Source organism: Methanoculleus caldifontis (genome assembly GCF_032842345.1).
Taxonomy (GTDB): Archaea; Halobacteriota; Methanomicrobia; order Methanomicrobiales; family Methanoculleaceae; genus Methanoculleus; species Methanoculleus caldifontis.
The window spans coordinates 269,491-286,700 of sequence record NZ_WBKO01000001.1 but is presented as its reverse complement, the minus strand read 5'-3'; the positions used below and the strand labels follow the sequence as shown (position 1 = coordinate 286,700).

Annotated in this window: 15 protein-coding genes and 1 pseudogene; 4 read left to right on the top strand and 12 right to left on the bottom strand. The window is 66.8% G+C overall.

Annotation, left to right across the window (positions count from 1 at the left end):
* Positions 1-11: 11 nt before the first annotated feature.
* From F8E02_RS01485 to F8E02_RS01455, 6 genes and pseudogenes are all read right to left on the bottom strand, one after another.
* The gene (locus tag F8E02_RS01485; RefSeq protein WP_317063667.1) at positions 12-398 is read right to left on the bottom strand and encodes a response regulator; all 387 of its coding nucleotides are present in this window, start codon (positions 396-398) and stop codon (positions 12-14) included.
* Between the two features lie 78 nt (positions 399-476).
* Entirely contained in the window at positions 477-2,345 is a 1,869-nt protein-coding gene (locus F8E02_RS01480) for a sensor histidine kinase (RefSeq protein ID WP_317063666.1), read from the bottom strand.
* 31 nt (positions 2,346-2,376) lie between these two features.
* Positions 2,377-2,904, bottom strand: coding sequence for a HEAT repeat domain-containing protein (locus F8E02_RS01475; RefSeq protein WP_317063665.1), 528 nt, complete (start codon positions 2,902-2,904; stop codon positions 2,377-2,379).
* Between the two features lie 27 nt (positions 2,905-2,931).
* Entirely contained in the window at positions 2,932-3,312 is a 381-nt protein-coding gene (locus tag F8E02_RS13055; RefSeq protein ID WP_394357920.1) for a HEAT repeat domain-containing protein, read from the bottom strand.
* 83 nt (positions 3,313-3,395) lie between these two features.
* Positions 3,396-4,139 (bottom strand): annotated as a pseudogene (locus tag F8E02_RS01460) (HEAT repeat domain-containing protein); the annotation flags it as partial.
* A gap of 58 nt (positions 4,140-4,197) precedes the next feature.
* On the bottom strand, positions 4,198-4,755 hold the full coding sequence (locus F8E02_RS01455) for a type 1 glutamine amidotransferase domain-containing protein (RefSeq protein WP_317063663.1): 558 nt from the start codon (positions 4,753-4,755) through the stop codon (positions 4,198-4,200).
* A 155-nt stretch (positions 4,756-4,910) separates the two neighbouring features.
* On the opposite strand from F8E02_RS01455, the gene F8E02_RS01450 reads away from it, so the two are divergent.
* Both F8E02_RS01450 and F8E02_RS01445 read left to right on the top strand, forming a co-directional pair.
* Positions 4,911-7,607 (top strand): cation-translocating P-type ATPase, encoded by a 2,697-nt coding sequence (locus tag F8E02_RS01450; protein ID WP_317063662.1) that lies wholly within the window; start codon positions 4,911-4,913, stop codon positions 7,605-7,607.
* Positions 7,608-7,801: 194 nt separating this feature from the next.
* Positions 7,802-9,085 carry an ArsB/NhaD family transporter gene (locus tag F8E02_RS01445; protein ID WP_317063661.1) on the top strand — a complete coding sequence of 428 codons (1,284 nt, stop codon included), beginning with the start codon at positions 7,802-7,804 and terminating at the stop codon, positions 9,083-9,085.
* A 7-nt stretch (positions 9,086-9,092) separates the two neighbouring features.
* On the opposite strand, the gene F8E02_RS01440 is transcribed toward F8E02_RS01445, so the two are convergent.
* The 3 genes from F8E02_RS01440 to glnA all read right to left on the bottom strand — a co-directional run bounded on the left by F8E02_RS01440 (position 9,093) and on the right by glnA (position 11,287).
* Positions 9,093-9,380, bottom strand: coding sequence for a HEAT repeat domain-containing protein (locus F8E02_RS01440; RefSeq protein WP_317063660.1), 288 nt, complete (start codon positions 9,378-9,380; stop codon positions 9,093-9,095).
* Between the two features lie 78 nt (positions 9,381-9,458).
* On the bottom strand, positions 9,459-9,731 hold the full coding sequence (locus tag F8E02_RS01435; RefSeq protein ID WP_317063659.1) for a HEAT repeat domain-containing protein: 273 nt from the start codon (positions 9,729-9,731) through the stop codon (positions 9,459-9,461).
* 227 nt (positions 9,732-9,958) lie between these two features.
* Entirely contained in the window at positions 9,959-11,287 is a 1,329-nt protein-coding gene (glnA, locus tag F8E02_RS01430) for a type I glutamate--ammonia ligase (protein WP_317063658.1), read from the bottom strand.
* A gap of 113 nt (positions 11,288-11,400) precedes the next feature.
* Between glnA and F8E02_RS01425 the strand changes: the two genes are divergently transcribed.
* Both F8E02_RS01425 and F8E02_RS01420 read left to right on the top strand, forming a co-directional pair.
* Positions 11,401-12,456, top strand: a complete 1,056-nt coding sequence (locus F8E02_RS01425) for a class II glutamine amidotransferase (protein ID WP_317063657.1) — start codon at positions 11,401-11,403, stop codon at positions 12,454-12,456.
* Positions 12,453-13,964, top strand: coding sequence for a glutamate synthase-related protein (locus F8E02_RS01420; protein WP_317063656.1), 1,512 nt, complete (start codon positions 12,453-12,455; stop codon positions 13,962-13,964). Before F8E02_RS01425 ends, F8E02_RS01420 begins: the two co-directional genes overlap by 4 nt.
* A 290-nt stretch (positions 13,965-14,254) precedes the next feature.
* Here F8E02_RS01420 and F8E02_RS01415 read toward each other — a convergent pair whose 3' ends face one another.
* From F8E02_RS01415 to F8E02_RS01405, 3 genes are read right to left on the bottom strand one after another with little or no spacing between them, the layout of a single operon-like run.
* Positions 14,255-15,415, bottom strand: a complete 1,161-nt coding sequence (locus tag F8E02_RS01415) for an aconitase X catalytic domain-containing protein (RefSeq protein ID WP_317063655.1) — start codon at positions 15,413-15,415, stop codon at positions 14,255-14,257.
* Positions 15,416-16,657: a UbiD family decarboxylase gene (locus F8E02_RS01410; protein ID WP_317063654.1), complete on the bottom strand. Its 1,242-nt coding sequence runs from the start codon at positions 16,655-16,657 to the stop codon at positions 15,416-15,418.
* A 3-nt stretch (positions 16,658-16,660) separates the two neighbouring features.
* The gene (locus F8E02_RS01405; protein WP_317063653.1) at positions 16,661-17,206 is read right to left on the bottom strand and encodes a UbiX family flavin prenyltransferase; all 546 of its coding nucleotides are present in this window, start codon (positions 17,204-17,206) and stop codon (positions 16,661-16,663) included.
* Positions 17,207-17,210 lie beyond the last annotated feature (4 nt).

Below are 17,210 nucleotides of genomic sequence, written 5' to 3'. Positions count from 1 at the left end.
CGCGTCCCCCCTCACCCGAGGTAGTCGAGGTAGCCCTTCACGACGGTCACGATCTCATCCGCCTCGAACGGTTTCGTGATGTAGTCGATGACGTGCTCCTTTAAGTAGTCCAGCTCTCCGTCGGGGATGTCCTTTGCCGTGAGCATCGCGACGACGTTCCCCTCCATGAGGTCGCGGTCGATCATCTCCGCGATCGTCTCCCAGCCATCCTTTCCGGGCATCATGACGTCCATCAGGACGACGCCCTTAAACCCTCTCTCCAGCTCCCCGATACAGGCATCGCCGCTCTCCGCGGCGACGACCCCGATCCCCTCCGGTTCGAAGAGTTCTTTCATCACTTCGAGGATGAAGACGTCGTCATCGACGACCATAATCCGCCGGCACGGTGCTTCCGCCATCTTGCCCCTTCCCCGGACCTCCCGGGTCCCTGGTAGTTCTCTCTCGAACTGTGGTACATATAAGGTTATGGATCCCCGTCACGGCCCGTCGATCGCCTCGAGGGTGAATATGATGGTCGAGCCCCTCCCTTCGCCGTCACTCTCGGCCCAGATGCGCCCGCCGTGCCGCTCCACGATCCGCCGGCAGATCGTGAGACCGAGTCCCGGCGACTCGAGGTCGTGCCGGGAGGTGTCGGCCTTGTAGAACTCGATGAACGCCTTCTCGAGCTGCTCGCGGGTCATGCCGATCCCGGTGTCCCTGACGGAGACGAGCACGGTCTTCCCGTCGCGGGCGGCGTCGACGGTGATCGTCCCCGTCTCGTTCTGCATGTACTTGACGGCGTTCGCGAGCAGGTTGTTGAAGACCTCGCCGAGGAGGACCCGGTCGGCCCTGACGACGAGCCCCGGCGGGACGTTGTTCGCGAGGGTGATGGCCTTCGCCCTGGACGGGGCCGTATAGTTTCGGATGGCGCTCTCGAGTTCGGCCCGGAGGTCGAGGGGCTCGAGGTCGAGTTCGATGTAGAGGGAGTTCATCCGGGCGAGCTGCAGGGTCTTCTGGACCAGGTCCTTCATGTAGGTGACGTTGTGGCCGGCGATCTCGAGAAGGCGCCGGAGCGAGGGGTCCTGCTCCCGCTCGATGATCCTCGGCATGAGCGCGACGAGCGGGGTCAAGGGCGTCTTGAGGTCGTGGCCGAGCTGCGATATGAACTCGTCCTTCTGGGCGAGGAGTTTCTCCACGTCGGCGGTCCGCTCCCTGACCATCTCGTCGAGGTCCTGGTTGACGACGCAGAGCTGGCTCCGCAGCACCTCGAGTTCCCGGTTCTTTGCCTGGAGGTTCCCGGCGATCCCTTTGAGCGCCTCTTCCGCCTGAACCCGCTGGGTGATGTCGACGCCGAGCTGGAGCATCAGGTCCGTCCCGTCCGTGTCGGTGAACGGGTAGGCGTGGACCTCGTAGGTCTTCCCGTTCGCAGTGTGGTCCCACTCCCACCGCTGCGGGCTCCTGAGGGTGAAGACCAGCGTCCCGCGGCAGGGGTTGCAGGGCCGGCGGGAGCCGCGCTGCACCTCGTAGCAGGGCCTGCCCTCCGGGTCGCCGAAGGTCTCGCGGAACGCCCTGTTGGCGTACCGGAAGGTATGGTCCTCTCCGAGGAGGATGACGTATGCGGGGAGCGTATCGAGGACCGAGAGGAGGCGGCGATGTTCGGCCTTTAAGGCCGCCTCCACCTCCCGGTAGCGGGTGATATCTCCGGCACGGCAGAGTATTGTCTCATCGTCGAGAGAGCGCCCCGAGAGGATGAACCTGTGCAAGACGCCGTCCCGGCCGACGAACCGCGTCTCGACGACCGCGGTCTTCCCGCCCGGCTCCGCGAGCCCGAGAAAGCGCGCGCGGTCGTCGGCGTAGGGCCAGATCTTCGAGACCGGGAGGTCCTGCATCTCCTCTCCCGTGTAGCCGAGGTGTTCCGCGAACTCCCCGTTCGCGTCCTCGATCGCGGCGTCCCTGCGGCTGAGGAGAAACGCCCCGCCCGGAGCCAGTTCAAGGGCTTCCCGGCGGCGGACCCGTTCCCGCTCGACCGAGTAGCCGAGGGTCGATGCGAGCGACGCGAGGGCGATCATGGCGGCGAACGGGAGGATTATGGCGGGGTTGGGGTCGGGCCGCAGGGCCACGATCCCGATCGAGGCGAGGCCGAGCACGGCGGCAACGGCGATCCCCTTCTCGCGGTAATGGTAGCCGGCGAGTGTTGCAGGAATGAAAAGGAGGGACCAGAGAACCGCGTTGGTGGCGGGAGCCTCCAGGAGGAAGGCGGCAAAGACGCCGGTAGCCGACGTCCCTGCGACCAGAACTCTCATCGGTTCCCCGATATCCCCGTCCCGCAGGAGCCGGCGGGGAGTCTCTGCGGTATTTGGCGCCATCCAGACCCTTACTGATCTGATGGCCGCCGGATCATTTATTGTTCGCGGATCGGCTGCCTGCCACGAGCGCCTCCGTGAGCGGCGTGGCCCCCGTCTCCCCCATCTTCCAGAGGAGGAGTCCGGCCCGCTCCTGGGTCCTGGGGTCCGGGCTCTTCATCAGGCGGAGGAGCGGCTCGACCGCCGGCTTGCCGATCCGGGTGAGGGCCATCGCGGCGAAGGGCTGGAGGGTCGGGTCGGCGCGCTCGATGACGCCGACGAGGGGTTCGACGGCAGCGTCGCCGATCCCGGTCAGGGCCGCCGTGGCGTACCGCCGGAAGTCCCGGTCCTCCTCGTCGCGCATCGCCTCGAGGAGGGGACCGACCGCGGGCTCGCCGATCTGCACCAGCGCACGGGCGGCGTACCACCGGACGTCGTTGTCGCTATCGAGCATCGCGGCGATCAGGGGCCTGACCGCCGCCTCTCCGCTCGCTCCGAGCTCGGCGGTTGCTCTCCTGCGCACCTCGAGAGGGCCCTGCCGGAGGCCGGCGACCAGTTCATCGATCCGGGTCTCGTCAGTCATAGCCTTCAGGTTGCTCCTTTAGAGGTGTTATGTCTTCCTGATGCTGCCGAGTGCCTGCCGCGCGGCCTCGCGCACCTCTTTCTGGTCGTCCTGGAGCGCCGCTATCAGGGCGTCGACCGACCGGGGGTCGCCGATCTCGCCGAGGGCTGCCGCCGCTCCCGCACGGGCCCGCCGGTCCCCGGAACCGAGCGTTGCCATGAGCGGTCCGACCGCCAGTCTTCCCATCAGCCCGAAGGCGGCGACCGCCTCCCGCCGCAGGTCCGCCTCGTCGCTTGCGAGCGCCCCGATGAGGGAGGGGACGGCCGCTTCGCCGATATCGCCGAGCGCGCTCGCGGCACGCCGCCTGATCTCCGGGTCGGGATCTCGGAACGCACCGACGAGCGCCGTAACAGCGCTCTCTCCCCCGATGCCGCCGAGGGCGAGGGCCGCCCCCCACCTGACCCGCCCGTCCCCCCGTGGAGGGCCGCGATGAGGCCCTCCCGTGCGGGCTCGCCGATGGCGCCGAGCGCGAGGGCCGCCCGGCTCCGGACATACGTATCCTCATCCTCGAGCGCCTCCATCAGCGCCGGGATCGCCGCGGGGTCGCCGATATCGCCGAGAGCGACCGCGGCCATCCACCGGACGTCGGGGTCGTCGCTCTGCAGGCTCTCCGCGAGCGGCCCGACGGCCGGGGAACCCAGTCTACCGAGCGCCTCCACCGCCTTCCAGCGGACGCCGCTCTCCTCATCCTCGAGGAGGGCTGCGAGCGGTCCGACGGCGGCGGGATCGCCGGCATCGCCCAGGCACCCGGCCGCCTGGTAGCGCGTATCGGGGTCCCGGCTCGCGAGCCGGGAGATGAGCCTCCGGATGTTCCGGTCGCACGCGGGAGCGCCGGGTTCCTGCTCGCCGATACGGAAGTGCAGGCGGTCGGCACGCCGGCCCGCGAGCTCGAAGAGGTAGCCGAGCAGGTATGCGGCGGCGATGAAACTCCCGGCACGCGCGAGCGCATCGGGACCGACGGTCCCGGAGAGGAGATATTCGACGGCGATATGGATCGCCGCGAGCAGGAATCCGACGGCGGCCGCCTGCCGCCCGTACCAGAACGCGGAAAGGGCGATCACCGCGTAGAAGAGGTGCGGGTAGACGGTTCCGGCGCCGAAGGCGAGGTCGGCAAGAAGTAAGAGCGCCGTCGAAAGAACGATACCTGCAGGCCTGCCCCATGCCCGTGCGTCCTCCGACAGACCTGCAGGACTCATCCTGAAGAGGAGGTGCGGGCCGCATCCATAAAGAGTTTGTGCGGCGGGTTTTTCCGCCTCACCGCTGCTCTGCGGCCGCGGGCCTCGCCGTCTTCCCGCCGCCGGCTTCCTTGAGTTTAGCCAGCGACGCCTCGATGAACGCCGGGATATCGTCGGGCTGGCGGCTCGAGACCAGGTTGCCGTCGATCACCACCTCCCGGTCGATGTACTCCGCGCCGGCGTTCCTGATATCCTGGGCGACCGACTTCCAGCCCGTCACCTTCCGCCCTTCGAGCACCTGCGCGGTGATCATGAGCTGGGGCGCGTGGCAGATGGCGAGGACCGGTTTGCCGCTCTCCATGAAGGCACGCACGAACTCCACGGGCGCATCGTGGGCCCGGAGTTTGTCGGGCGAGTAGCCGCCCGGTATGAAGAGCGCGTCGAAGTCGTCCGCCGAGACGTCGGAGGCGGCCCGGTCGATCGCGACCGGTGTCCGGTCCTTCTTCCCGTGAACGGTCTCTCCCGCGGAGAGGCCGACATGGACGAGGTCGTGGCCGGCCTCCTGGAAGGCTTTTGCGGGCTCTGTGTACTCGACATCCTCAAACATATCCGTGATCAGGACCGCTATTCTGCTCATTGCTGTTCCTCCCCGGGCCGACACGCGGCCCGGCCTCCATCAGGCGGGTCGGGAGATATAATCCTGTCGGAGACCGTCGAGGCCTCTACCTTTATGTAGGCGATCGCCGGAACCGGGGGATATGCACGTGCCGCCTCGACCCTCGCCGGAGCAGGGTGCCGTCACCGGGAGGGAATCCCCTGCCTGACTGGTGCAGCCTCACCCCCGACGATGTCCGGCGCGAGCTCGATACCGGCCCCGAGGGTCTGAGCGAGGAGGAGGCGGCCGGACGGCTGCAGCGCTACGGGGAGAACGTCCTCCGGGCGGAGGAGAGGGAGACCCGCCTCCAGGTCTTCCTCAGACAGTTCAAGAGCGTCCTCATCGTCATCCTGATCGTCGCCGCTGCGATCTCGTTCTTTGTCGGCGAGCCCCTGGACGCCGCGGCCATCCTCGCCATCGTCTTCTTAAACGCCCTTCTCGGATTCTCCCAGGAGTGGCGGGCCGGGGAGGCGATCGAGGCCTTGAAGAAGATGCTCGTCCAGCGCGCCGCGGTCGTCCGGGGCGGGGAACGGCAGGAGATCGATGCGTCCGCGCTCGTGCCGGGAGACCTCGTCCTCCTCGAGATGGGGGAGCAGGTGCCCGCCGACCTCTTCATCGTCGAGGGGACGTCGCTCGAGGTGGACGAGGCGCCGCTAACCGGGGAGTCTTCGCCCGTCGACAAGGCAGAGGGCACGCTCCGGGCCGGGACCGCACTCGCCGAGCGGAGCAACATGGCCTTTGCCGGCACCATGGTGGTCAACGGGCACGGGCTGGGCTTCGTGGTCGCCACCGGGATGCAGACGGAGTTCGGGCGGATCGCCGGCCTCTCCCAGCGGGTCGGGGACGAGACGACGCCCCTTGCCCGGCAGATGGACCGTCTCGGCCGCGACCTCGGCCTGATCGCCCTCGGCATCGCGATCCTTGCGGTCGCCGTCGGCATCCTGCAGGAGCGGGGGCTCCTTGAGATGTTCCTGGTCGGGGTCTCGCTCGCGGTGGCGGTCATCCCCGAGGGCCTCCCGGCGGTCGTGACGCTGACGCTCGCCGTCGGCATCAAGAGCATGATGCGGAGGAACTGCCTGATCCGCCACCTCCCGGCCTCCGAGACCCTCGGTGCGGTCTCGGTGATCTGCACCGACAAGACCGGGACGCTCACCCGGAACGAGATGACGGTCGTCCGGGTGCGGACGCCCGACACGGAGGCCGAGGTCACGGGGGCCGGGTATATCCCGGAGGGTGAGTTCCTCGTTGAGGAGAAACCCGTCGATCCGCTCGCCGACCGGGGGCTCCGGCGATTCCTGCGCACCGTCCTCCTCTGCAACCACGCGACCCTCTCTCCCGGAGAAGAGGGCTGGCGGGTCTTCGGCACGCCGACCGAAGGGGCGCTCGTGGTCGCGGCGGCCAAAGCCGGCCTCTCCCGCGAGGGTATGCCGGAGGCGGCACAGGAGTTCTCCTTCAACTCCACCCGGAAGCGGATGACGGTCATCTACCGGGAGGATGGGGGAGACGTCGCCTACGTGAAGGGGGCGCCGGAGGTCCTCCTCGCCCGCTCGTCCCGGCTCATCGCTGCAGGATCGGCCGTCGTGCTCACGACCGGCCGCCGCGAGGCCATCCTCCACGAGATCGAGGAGTACGCGTCCCGGGGGCTCCGGGTGATCGGGGCGGCCTGCCGCCCGCTCCCCCCCGGCATCGAGCGGACCGCGGAGGCCGTGGAGGACGACCTGACCTTCCTCGGGTTCGCCGGGATCGTCGATTCGCCGCGGCCCGAGGCGGCGGAGGCGATCCGGCTCTGCCGGAGCGCCGGGATCGACGTCGTCATGATCACCGGGGACAACCCGCTGACCGCCTGCGCCGTCGCCCACGATCTCGGCCTCGCAAGCGAGGGGGCGCTGACCGGGACCGACCTCGAAGCGATGGCCGACGACGAGATCGCCCGCCGCCTCCGGAGGACGAAGGTCCTCTCGCGGGTCACGGCGGAACACAAACTCCGGGTGATCGATATCCTCTCGCGGGAGGGGGCGGTCGTCGCCATGACCGGCGACGGCGTCAACGACGCTCCGGCGCTGAAGAAGGCGAGCATCGGGATAGCCATGGGGATCAAGGGGACGGACGCCGCCAGGGAATCGAGCGACATGGTCCTCGTCGACGACAACTTCGCGAGCATCGTCGCCGGCGTCGAGGAGGGGAGGCGGGAGTACGACAACATCGCCCGGTTCACCCGTTACCTCCTCTCCTCCAACGTCGGCGAACTCGTCGCGATCGTCGGCGGGCTCCTCCTCGGCCTGCCGCTGATCCTCATCCCCGTCCAGATCCTCTGGATCAACCTGGTCACCGACGGCGTCACCGCCCTCGCCCTCGGTCTCGAACCCGCCGAGCGCGACATCATGCAGAGGCGGCCGCGGGACCCGGAAGAGGCCATCCTCACGCGGAACGCATATCTCGTCATCCTCATCCTCGGCGCATGGCTCGGTATCCTGACCCTCTACGCCTTCTCCGGCATCTACGAGACCGACCTCGACCGAGCGCGGACGATGGCGTTCACCGGGCTCATCGTCTTTGAGCTCTACAACGTCCTGAACTTCAGGTCGTTCCGGTTCCCCCTCCACCGGATCGGATTCTTCTCGAACCCCGCCCTGGTCCTCGCGATCCTCGGGAGCCTCGTCCTCCAGGCGCTGGTGGTCTACGTCCCGGTCTTCAACGCCTTCCTCGGGACCGCACCGCTGACGCTCGCCGACTGGGGTCTCCTCGCCCTGCTCGGCCTCCCGGTGCTCCTTGCCGGGGAGGCTTACAAGATCCTCCTCCTGCGGGTCCGGGGCGGATCTCCTGCGGCTGGCTGAACCGGGCCGGTTCGCCCGGCAACCCCGGGTTTTACGTGCCGGGTGCCCCGGTTTCATTCTCCCTGCGTTGAGTCGACCGGCATGATTATGCAGGGGTCACGCGTATCTGAATTCAACAATTCATTCTTTTCGGGGAGTTCTATGTCCATATCCCAGTCTCTCTTGACGTGCCTCAACTGTCGGGGTGGCGGAGCATGATCGTCGGCCCGGAACTGATCGCCGTCGCGGTCTTCCTCTTCACCTACGCGCTCATCATCGACGAGCGGATCCACCGGGCGGTGGCGGCGATGCTCGGCGCCTCGATCATCGTCTTTCTCCATATCGTCCCCTGGGAGAAGATCCCGGAGTACATCGACCTCGGCACCATCTTCCTCCTGATGGGGATGATGATCATCGTCAACACCGCTCGCGGCAGCGGTCTCTTCGAGTACATCGCGATAAAGACGGCAAAACTCGCAAAAGGGAGTCCGATACGGGTGTTGCTCCTCTTCTCGGTCGTGACGGCGGTCACGAGCGCGTTCCTCGACAACGTCACCACGGTCCTCCTCCTCACGCCGATGCTCCTCTACATCGCGAACGTGATGCGGATCAATCCCCTGCCCTTCCTGATCGCCGAGATCTTCGCCTCGAACATCGGCGGGGCGGCGACGCTCATCGGCGATCCGCCGAACATCATGATCGGTTCGGCGGCGGGCCTGACGTTCAACGAGTTCATCGTCAACATGGGGCCGATCATGGTCGTCGACCTCATCGTCGTCATGGGGATGCTCTTCCTGATCTATAGAAAGGAGCTCCGCGTCTCGGCCGCGGAGCAGGAGGGGATCGCAAAGACGCTTGCCGACTTGAACGAACAGGAGGCGATCCGCGACCGGTCGCTCTTCAACAAATCGGTCGCCGTCATCGCCCTCGTCGTCGGGATGTTCTTCGTCCACGACCATCTCGGCCTGGAACCCGCCCTTGTCGCCCTGATCGGCGCCTCGATCTTCCTCTTCTGGAGCCGGCAGCCGCCGGAGGAGATATTTGAGAAGATCGAGTGGCCGGCCCTCTTCTTCTTCGGCGGGCTCTTCATCGTCGTCGGCGCCCTGGTCGAGACCGGGACGATCGCGGCCGTCGCCGGTCTCGTCGTGAACAACGTCCACTCGGAGGGCGAGGCCATGCTGATCATCGCCTGGTTCGCCGCCATCGCCTCGGCGATCGTCGACAACATCCCCCTCACCGCCACCCTGATCCCCCTGATCCAGGATATGGGCGTCTCGATGGACACCTATCCGCTCTGGTGGGCGCTCTCGCTCGGCGCATGTCTCGGTGGGAACGGCACGGCTATCGGGGCGTCGGCAAACGTCGTCGTCCTCGGGATCGCGGCGAGGAACGAGATCTCCATATCGTTCGTGGAGTTCCTGAAGGTCGGGATGCTCGTCCTCTTCGTCACGGTCGCGATCGGCACCGCGATCCTCTGGCTCAACTTCGTCGTCCTGTGAGCCGGTCTCACCAGGTCTTCGGGAGCCTGGACTCCAGGCTCCCCCGGGTCGCCTCGACCTCCTCGATCCGGCCGACCACCCATTTGTAGGCGGTCGCGGCCGCTTCCCGGGCCGAGACGCTCGGGTCGTCGCTCCGCATCTTCTCGAGCGGCTCCTTTGCCACCGGGTCGGCGATCGTCCCGAGCGAGAGGGCCGCCTCGGCCCGGACAAACTCGTCGGCGTCGCCGAGCGCCTGGATCAGCCCGTCGACGTCCCGGGCATTACGCATCATATCGATATCGTCCAGTGTCGCCATAACAGTCTCCTGGTCGTCTTTTGCAGTGCACGCCCCCGGCGCATATATGCCTTTCCGCGTCCCCGGGATCCCTTTCGGCTACGTCCCGCCGGGCCGTCTCTCCGCCGCCTTCCTGCCCGCGACTCTCCCCGCCGTCTGGGCGTGGGCAAACGACGCGGCCCGCCGGACGCCCGCGTCCGGGTCCGAGAACTTCAACCGCTCGAGCGGCTGAAGCGCCCGTTCGTCGCCGACGGTGCCGAGGGCTTCGGCCGCCGTCAGCCGCACGATCGTGTCCGGGTCCGATAACGCCCCAACCAGGCCGTCGATCTCCCGCTTCCGCCGCATGGCGTCGATATCCTTCCTCTGCGTCATAATCCTCCCCGGCCGGGCCGGTACGGGGCATCTATGCGGCTATGGCGTTAAGAACATTGTGGGATCGGGCAGATCGTTCGGTGTATGGCAGAGCCGATGAACCTGTCTCTCGATAAGAGCGGGGCGGTTGATCAGGCCGCCCGATCCGTTCCGGCGGGTCTTTTCTCTCGAAGGGGGGGTCCGGGGGTGTCCTCCCCGGGCTCCCGGCAGTTGCTGCAAAAAGGGGGTTAGTACATCGCGAGGTAGCGGTCGAGCTCCCAGGGGTGGACCGCCGTCCGGAAGGCGTCCCACTCGGCGTTCGCGACAGTCGTGAGCGCGTCGACGACGTGGGGACCGAGCGCCTTGCAGATGAGATCGTCGGCGAGGAGGGCCTGGTGGGCGTCGTAGAGGCTCCCCGGCAGGGTCGGGATCCCGTCCTGGTTCCGCTCGGCGGCCGTCATGTGGAAGATGTTCTTGTGAACGTCGGTCGGGGGTTCGATTCTGTTCCGGACCCCGTCCATGCCGGCGGTGAGCATCGCGGCGAAGGTGAGGTAGGGGTTGCAGGTCGGGTCGGGGCTGCGGAACTCGACGCGGGTGCTGTTGCCGCGTGGCGCCGGGACCCGGACCTGTGCCGACCGGTTGCTCGCGCTCCAGCAGATGTAGCAGGGCGCCTCGTAGCCGGGGACGAGCCTCTTGTAGGAGTTGACCGTCGGGTTCGCGACCCGGGTGATCGCCGGCGCGTGCTTGAGCAGCCCGCCGATGAAGTGCATGCAGGTCTCCGAGAGCTGGAGAGGGGCGTCAGCATCGTAGAAGGCGTTCTTCCCATCCTTCGCGAGCGAGCAGTTCACGTGCATCCCGCTCCCGTTGATGCCGTAGATCGGCTTTGCCATGAACGAGGCGTGCAGGCCGCGCATCAGCGCCATCGTCTTGGTGGCGAACTTGAACGTCACGACACGGTCGGCGGTCGTCAGGGCATCGCTGTACTTGAAGTCGATCTCGTGCTGGCTCTCGGCGACCTCGTGGTGGGACGCCTCGATCTCGAATCCCATCTCGGTGAGCGCGAGGACGATCTCCCGCCGGACATCCTCGGCGAGATCGGTCGGGGCAAGGTCGAAGTAACCGCCGCCGTCCTGGAACTGGGTGGTCGGCCGGCCGTCGACCATCCGGAAGAGGAAGAACTCCAGTTCCGGTCCGGTGTTGAAGACGTAGCCGTCTTTTGCCGCATCCTCCATCACCTTCCGGAGCACGTAGCGCGGGTCGCCCTCGAACGGCTTCCCGTTCGGTTTGCAGACGTCGCAGACGAACCGGGCGACTGCGTTCTCGTGGGGGCGCCAGGGCAGGATGGCGTAGGTTGAGGTGTCGGGCTTGAGCACCATGTCGGACTCTTCGATCCGGGCGAATCCCTCGATCGACGACCCATCGAGTCCGATGCCGTCGGTCAGGGCCTTCTCGGCCTGCTTCGCCGGGATAGCGACGTTCTTTGGCATGCCGAGGAGATCGGTGAACTGCAGCCGGAGGAACCGGACATTGTCCTGTTCGATACGCTCGAGCAGCGCTGAGGTGATGTCGAGAGACATGTAGAAGGAAACTTCCTTCCAATTATATTTATATTTGGCGGATCAATACTGATCAGAGCGTTCCCCTACCCCCCGGGAGGTGCGGGGCGGGGAGCGGATCGACCGTGATGGCAATGTGCGGCATAATTGGCGTAATGGACAGAACACGCCGGACGATGGACGGTTCCGGCATCCGAAAGGCCCTCTCCATGATGAACGAGCGCGGCAGCGGCGAGGGGGCGGGGTACGTAGCCTACGGCATCTACCCCGATTACCGGGACTACTACGCCCTCCATGTCTTCTTCGACAACCTTCGCGAGAACAAGCCCGCTCTCGATGCGGCGCTCGCGCAGTGGGGGACGGTCGAGTACGACGAGCCGATCCCCACCCACGACCTCCCGAACCTCCGGGCGGTCCACACCCCCTGGCGCTACTTCTTCAAGCCCGATGCGTCCCTCGCGGTCCCCGGCAGCGCCACCCCGGAGGACGATATCGTCAGCGCTCTCACGATGCGGATCAACGCCGCCCGCCAGGGGGCTCTCATCTTCTCCTCCGGCAAAGACCTCGGCGTCTTCAAGGCCGGGGGCTGGCCCGAAGATGTCGCGGACTTCTACCGGATCCAGGATTACGAAGGCTACCTCTGGCTCGCGCACAACCGCTACCCGACGAACACCCCCGGCTGGTGGGGCGGCGCCCACCCGTTCAACCTCCTCGACTGGAGCGTCGTGCACAACGGCGAGATCACCTCCTACGGGACCAACCGGCGCTACATCGAGAGCTTCGGCTACACCTGCACGATGTTTACGGACACCGAGGTCGTCGCTTACCTGATCGACCTCCTGGTCCGGCGGCACGGCCTCGACGTCGATCTCGCGGTCAGGGCGCTCGCCCCTCCCTTCTGGGAGGAGATCGACCGGATGCCCGAGACCACGCGGGAGTGGAACTGCGCCATCCGGCTCGCCTACGCCTCCGCGATGATGAACGGGCCGTTCGCGATCGTGGCCGCGAACCGCGAGATGATGGTCGGGTTCACCGACCGGAGCAAGCTCCGGCCGATGGTCGTCGGCGAGTGCGGGGATCGCCTCTACATCTCAAGCGAGGAAGCGGCTATCCGGGCGATGGAGCCCAAAGTCGAGTCGATCACGACGCCGGCCGCAGGCGAGCCGGTGATCGGGAGGGTTGTCGCATGATGATCGGGAGCGTTCCTCCGCGTTACCGGATCAGCATCGATAGGGTGCAGTGCATGGAGTGCGGGCGGTGCGTCGAGAACTGCCCCTACGGCGTCTACCGGTGGGACGGCGATAAGATCCTGATCAACTCCCGGAACTGCACCGCCTGCCACCGCTGTATCGCCTGCTGCCCCCGCGACGCCATCCTGCTCCAGGAGCAACCCTGCGACTACCGGAGCCACCCGCTCTGGACCCGCGAGACCCGGGAGGCGATCTACAACCAGGCCCGGACGGGGAAGATCATCCTCGCCGGGATGGGCAACGCGCTCGACTACCCGGTCATCTTCGACCGTCTTGTCCTGGACGCCTGCCAGGTCACGAACCCCAGCCTCGACCCGCTCCGCGAGCCGATAGAGCTCCGGACCCATATCGGGAAGAAGCCGGCGAAGCTCGATCTCCGGCGGCGGGAGGGCGGCGACGTCGAACTCCGGACGGCGCTCACCCCGAACCTCCGCGTCGAGACCCCGATCATGATCGGGCACATGAGTTACGGCGCGATCAGCCTCAACGCCCAGGTGGCGATGGCCCGGGCGGCAAAGGAGGCCGGGACGTTCATGGGCACCGGGGAGGGCGGCCTGCACCCGGCGATCTACCCCTACCAAGACCGGATGATCGTCCAGGTCGCCTCCGGGCGGTTCGGCGTGAACATCGACTACCTGGAGCGCGGCGCCGCGATCGAGATCAAGATCGGCCAGGGCGCGAAGCCCGGTATCGGCGGGCACCTGCCGGGCGAGAAGGTCAACGAGGAGGTCTCGAAGACCCGGATGATCCCGATAGGGAGCGACGCGATCAGCCCCGCTCCGCACCACGATATCTACAGCATCGAGGATCTCTCCCAGCTCGTCCGGGGGCTCAAGGAAGCGACGGAGTGGAAGAAGCCGGTCTTCGTGAAGATCGCCGCCGTCCATAACGCGGCGGCCATCGCCGCCGGGATCGCCCGCTCGCCGGCCGACGCCGTCGTCATCGACGGGTTCCGGGGCGGGACGGGCGCGGCGCCGAAGGTCTTCCGCGACCACGTCGGGATCCCGATCGAGGCCGCGGTCGCGAGCGTCGATGCGAAACTCCGCAGCCAGGGGATCAGAAACGAGATCTCGGTCATCGCGAGCGGCGGCATCCGGGGGAGCGCCGACATCGCGAAGGCGATCGCTCTCGGTGCTGACGCGGTCTACATCGGGACCGCGGCGCTCGCGGCGATGGGCTGCCGGGTCTGCGGGAACTGCTACCGGGGCCTCTGCCCCTGGGGGATCGCCACCCAGCGCCCGGACCTCGTCGCGCGCTTGAACCCCGACGAGGCCTCGACGCAGGTCGCGAACCTGATCCACGCCTGGACGCTCGAACTCTCCGAACTCCTCGGCGCTGCCGGGATCAACAGCATCGAGAGCCTGCGGGGCAACCGCGACCGGCTCAGAGGCTACATGCTCGACGAGAGCCTGATGCAGGTCCTCGACGTCAAAACGGTGGGGGCGTGAGTTTCTAACTCTCACCTCCACTTCGCGTGAGTTAACGCGTTCGGATAACGGTAGATTTCGGGCGAAGGCGTGAAGGAAGTTGCGGGCACCCGTATACCGAACTTCGCATCCTTCGCGGCGTCGCGTGAGCTTGACGGTTCATGAGCAGTGATACGGCCTCACGCGAAGGCGCGAAGCCGCGAAGGGAGTTACAGGTAACCATGCTGAACTTCACGTCCTTCGAGGGAAGTCAGTGGTTTGACCTCCAGGGGACCTCTTTAAAAACTGTAGTGGGGCAGTGAGAACCGCCCTCAAGACGTCGCGACCTCGACGCACTCTCTTCTCGTCCCGATCCGGGCGAGCGCGCCGCACATCCCGGGCACGTAGGCGAAGGCCTTGCCCGAGTCGACCATAATCGATGAAAATTCGTCCATCCGGGGCGAGACGACCATGCAGGTGTCCGGGATCACCCGGGCGCCGCTCTTCTCGATCGCGGCGACGAGATCGGCGTTCTCCGCTGCGACCCCCCGGGCGACGAAGATGTAGAAGGGTTTCGTCGTCGTCTTTCCTCTGAGAAGTTCCGCAATCTCCCTCAGTTCGTCCGCCGAGCAGTGCGGGCAGCCGACCGCGACCGCCTCGACCTCCTTCTCGGCGAAGAGCGCCTCGATCTCGTCCCCGCTCACCGTCACCCGGTCGAGGTCGCCGGTCGAAAACTCAAAGACCCTCGCTTCGGGGGTGATCTTCTCGACGTGGAAGAGCGCGACCGCCCCGCTCGCCGCCATCGCGGCGCCGAGGGCTTTGAGGTTGTCGCGGCCCGGCCGGATACCCTCAAAGATCGGGATCCGGTTCCCCACCTTCTTCCCGGCGAGATACCCGATCGCGCCCCAGTGGTCGGCGTGGAGACCCGCGCCGCTCTCGACCTCGACGACGACCTGCGGCCGCCGGTTCTCGACGATGTGGAGGCCGTAATACGGGGTCTTTCCGATGATCGCCGCCGCAAGCGCGCTCGGCCCGCCTTCCCGGTTCGTCCGGGCGCCGAGGACCGAGTTCGCGTAGGCGACCGCCGAGGACTCCGACCAGGCCAGGTGCTCTCCATACTCCGTCATGCGGAGGTAGTAGGGGGTGCAGGTGCACTCGAGTTTGATCCCGAGCCGCCGGTAGGCCTCGACGACCTCCGCCTGGCGGGCGGCGAACTCCTCGGCGATCCCGAACTCCTGCCATCCCTCCCGCGGCATCCCGATGGGGTTCAAGACCGCCGGGACCGCCGCCCGGGCGTCGAGGCTTCTGAGCCAGGCAAGCCCCCACCTGCCGATCGTCTTGTAGGACGCACCGCTCACCTGGGCGCTCGCGATCGGGACGAGTTTTTCGGCCCCGTAGACCTCTCCCAGCGCGACCAGGATCTCCATCATCTTCTGGCGGGTCTCGCCGAACTCGCCGGCGAGCACCCTCTCGTCATCCTTCTCCAGGTACATCTACGGCCACTCCGCTCTCCTGAATTCGTCCTCTTTCCCCATCACCATCGTGGCGTCGACGCCGACCTTCACGTTCGTCCCGTCCCCGAGGCGGGTCGGGTCGAGCGACGAGCCCCGGACGCCGGTGACGACCATGATGTCGGTATCGCCCCGGACCCTCGTTGCGATCGCGTACTCGACGTCGTGGGGGTCGCGGATATCGATGTCCTCGTCCACCACGACGATGTGTTTCAACGACGTATGGGCGGCGAACGCCGCCATGATGGCGTTCTTCGCGTCTCCCTGGGTGTTCTTCCGGATCTGGACGACCGCGTGGAGGTAGCCGGCGCCGCCCTTCGTGAGGAGGACGTCACGCACCGTCGTCACCTCGCCGACGGCGCGGTAGATCTTCGGCTCGTAGGGCGCTCCCATCAGGAGTTTGTGCTCGTCGCCGGCAGGGAGGATACCGTGGTAGATCGGGTCCTCCTTACAGTACATCCGGGTGAACTCGATGACGTGCTGCTGCCGTATGGGGTCGTAGGTGCCGGTGATGTCGACGAACGGCCCCTCCGCCGCTTTCTCGGCGCTGATATAGCCCTCGAGCACGATCTCGGCGTCGGGGACCCGGACGCCGTTCCCGCACTCGCGGACGGAGAGTTCCCCGCCCATCAGCTCCGCCGCGTAGGCGAGCTCTTTCCCCTCCGGGACGCGGGTGCAGGCCGCGAACGTCACGAGGGGGTGGGTCCCGATCGTGACCGCGACCGGGAGCTTCTCCCCGCGTGCGAGGGCTGCTTTCAGCAGCGTGTGGGTGTGCCTTCCCTCCACCAGGCGGGCGACGACACGATGGTCGTCGAGGACCATCATCCGGTGGACGGAGGCGTTCTCGACGTTGCCGTAGCGGGAGAAGACGATCCCCGACGTGAGGTAGCGTCCGGCGTCTCCCGGGAAGTGCTTCAAGATCGGGAGGCGGGAGAGGTCGGCGGCGATGCCGCCCTGCAGCCGTCCCGCGTCCACGATGCGGCCGCCGTAGTTCATGGCGGCCAGATGCGGCACCAGGTCACGCTCGCCGACGCCGAGCGCCGCTGCAAGCGATTGCCTGTCGCCGAGGAGGTTCATCACCGCCCGGTGGCCATCGAGGTCGTGGAAGAAGAGGATCTTATCGGTCCGGCTCGCCATGCGGGGAGCCTCGTACACGGTCGAGCAAGGGGTCTCGATCTCCTCGACCCTGCCCTCTTTTCGCATCAGTTCAATGAATTCGCGCAATTCTCATCCGCTCCATCGGGTGCCGAGGCTGTGTTCCACCTTCATGTGGTCGAGCACGCGGGCCACCACCATATCGACGAGGTCGTCGATGGTCTGTGGGTGCTGGTAGAAGGGGGGGCTTGCGACCATCACGGTCGCGCCGGCCTCGTCGGCGGCAAGCATGTTCTTTAAGTGAATCCGGGAGAGGGGCATCTCCCGGAGGAGGAGGAGGAGGGGGCGCCGCTCCTTGAGGCAGACGTCCGCCGCCCGGCCGATCAGGTTGTCCGCGAGGCCGTTGCTGACCGCCGCAAGCGTCTTCATGCTGCAGGGGACGATCGCCATCCCGTCGTAGCGGAACGAGCCGCTCGCGATATCGGCCGCGAGGTTGCTGTTCTCGGCGTATATGGCGTCGAACCCCGTAAGGTTCACACCCTCGATCCCGGCGATCTGCCGGGCGGTCTCGGATATGACGATATGCACCGTTGCCTGATCGCAGAGCACCTCGAGCAGCCTGCGGGCGTAGACGACCCCGCTTGCCCCGGTGACCCCGACGACGAATTCCTTTGTCATGTGC

Coding starts and splice junctions, on each gene's coding strand:
- F8E02_RS01455 (WP_317063663.1), bottom strand. CDS start 4,755: ATGAGCAGAATAGCGGTCCTGATCACGGATATGTTTGAGGATGTCGAG.
- F8E02_RS01440 (WP_317063660.1), bottom strand. CDS start 9,380: ATGGCGACACTGGACGATATCGATATGATGCGTAATGCCCGGGACGTC.
- F8E02_RS01405 (WP_317063653.1), bottom strand. CDS start 17,206: ATGACAAAGGAATTCGTCGTCGGGGTCACCGGGGCAAGCGGGGTCGTC.
- glnA (WP_317063658.1), bottom strand. CDS start 11,287: ATGTCTCTCGACATCACCTCAGCGCTGCTCGAGCGTATCGAACAGGAC.
- F8E02_RS01425 (WP_317063657.1), top strand. CDS start 11,401: ATGTGCGGCATAATTGGCGTAATGGACAGAACACGCCGGACGATGGAC.
- F8E02_RS01485 (WP_317063667.1), bottom strand. CDS start 398: ATGGCGGAAGCACCGTGCCGGCGGATTATGGTCGTCGATGACGACGTC.
- F8E02_RS01435 (WP_317063659.1), bottom strand. CDS start 9,731: ATGACGCAGAGGAAGGATATCGACGCCATGCGGCGGAAGCGGGAGATC.
- F8E02_RS01475 (WP_317063665.1), bottom strand. CDS start 2,904: ATGACTGACGAGACCCGGATCGATGAACTGGTCGCCGGCCTCCGGCAG.
- F8E02_RS01480 (WP_317063666.1), bottom strand. CDS start 2,345: ATGGCGCCAAATACCGCAGAGACTCCCCGCCGGCTCCTGCGGGACGGG.
- F8E02_RS01420 (WP_317063656.1), top strand. CDS start 12,453: ATGATGATCGGGAGCGTTCCTCCGCGTTACCGGATCAGCATCGATAGG.
- F8E02_RS01445 (WP_317063661.1), top strand. CDS start 7,802: ATGATCGTCGGCCCGGAACTGATCGCCGTCGCGGTCTTCCTCTTCACC.
- F8E02_RS01415 (WP_317063655.1), bottom strand. CDS start 15,415: ATGTACCTGGAGAAGGATGACGAGAGGGTGCTCGCCGGCGAGTTCGGC.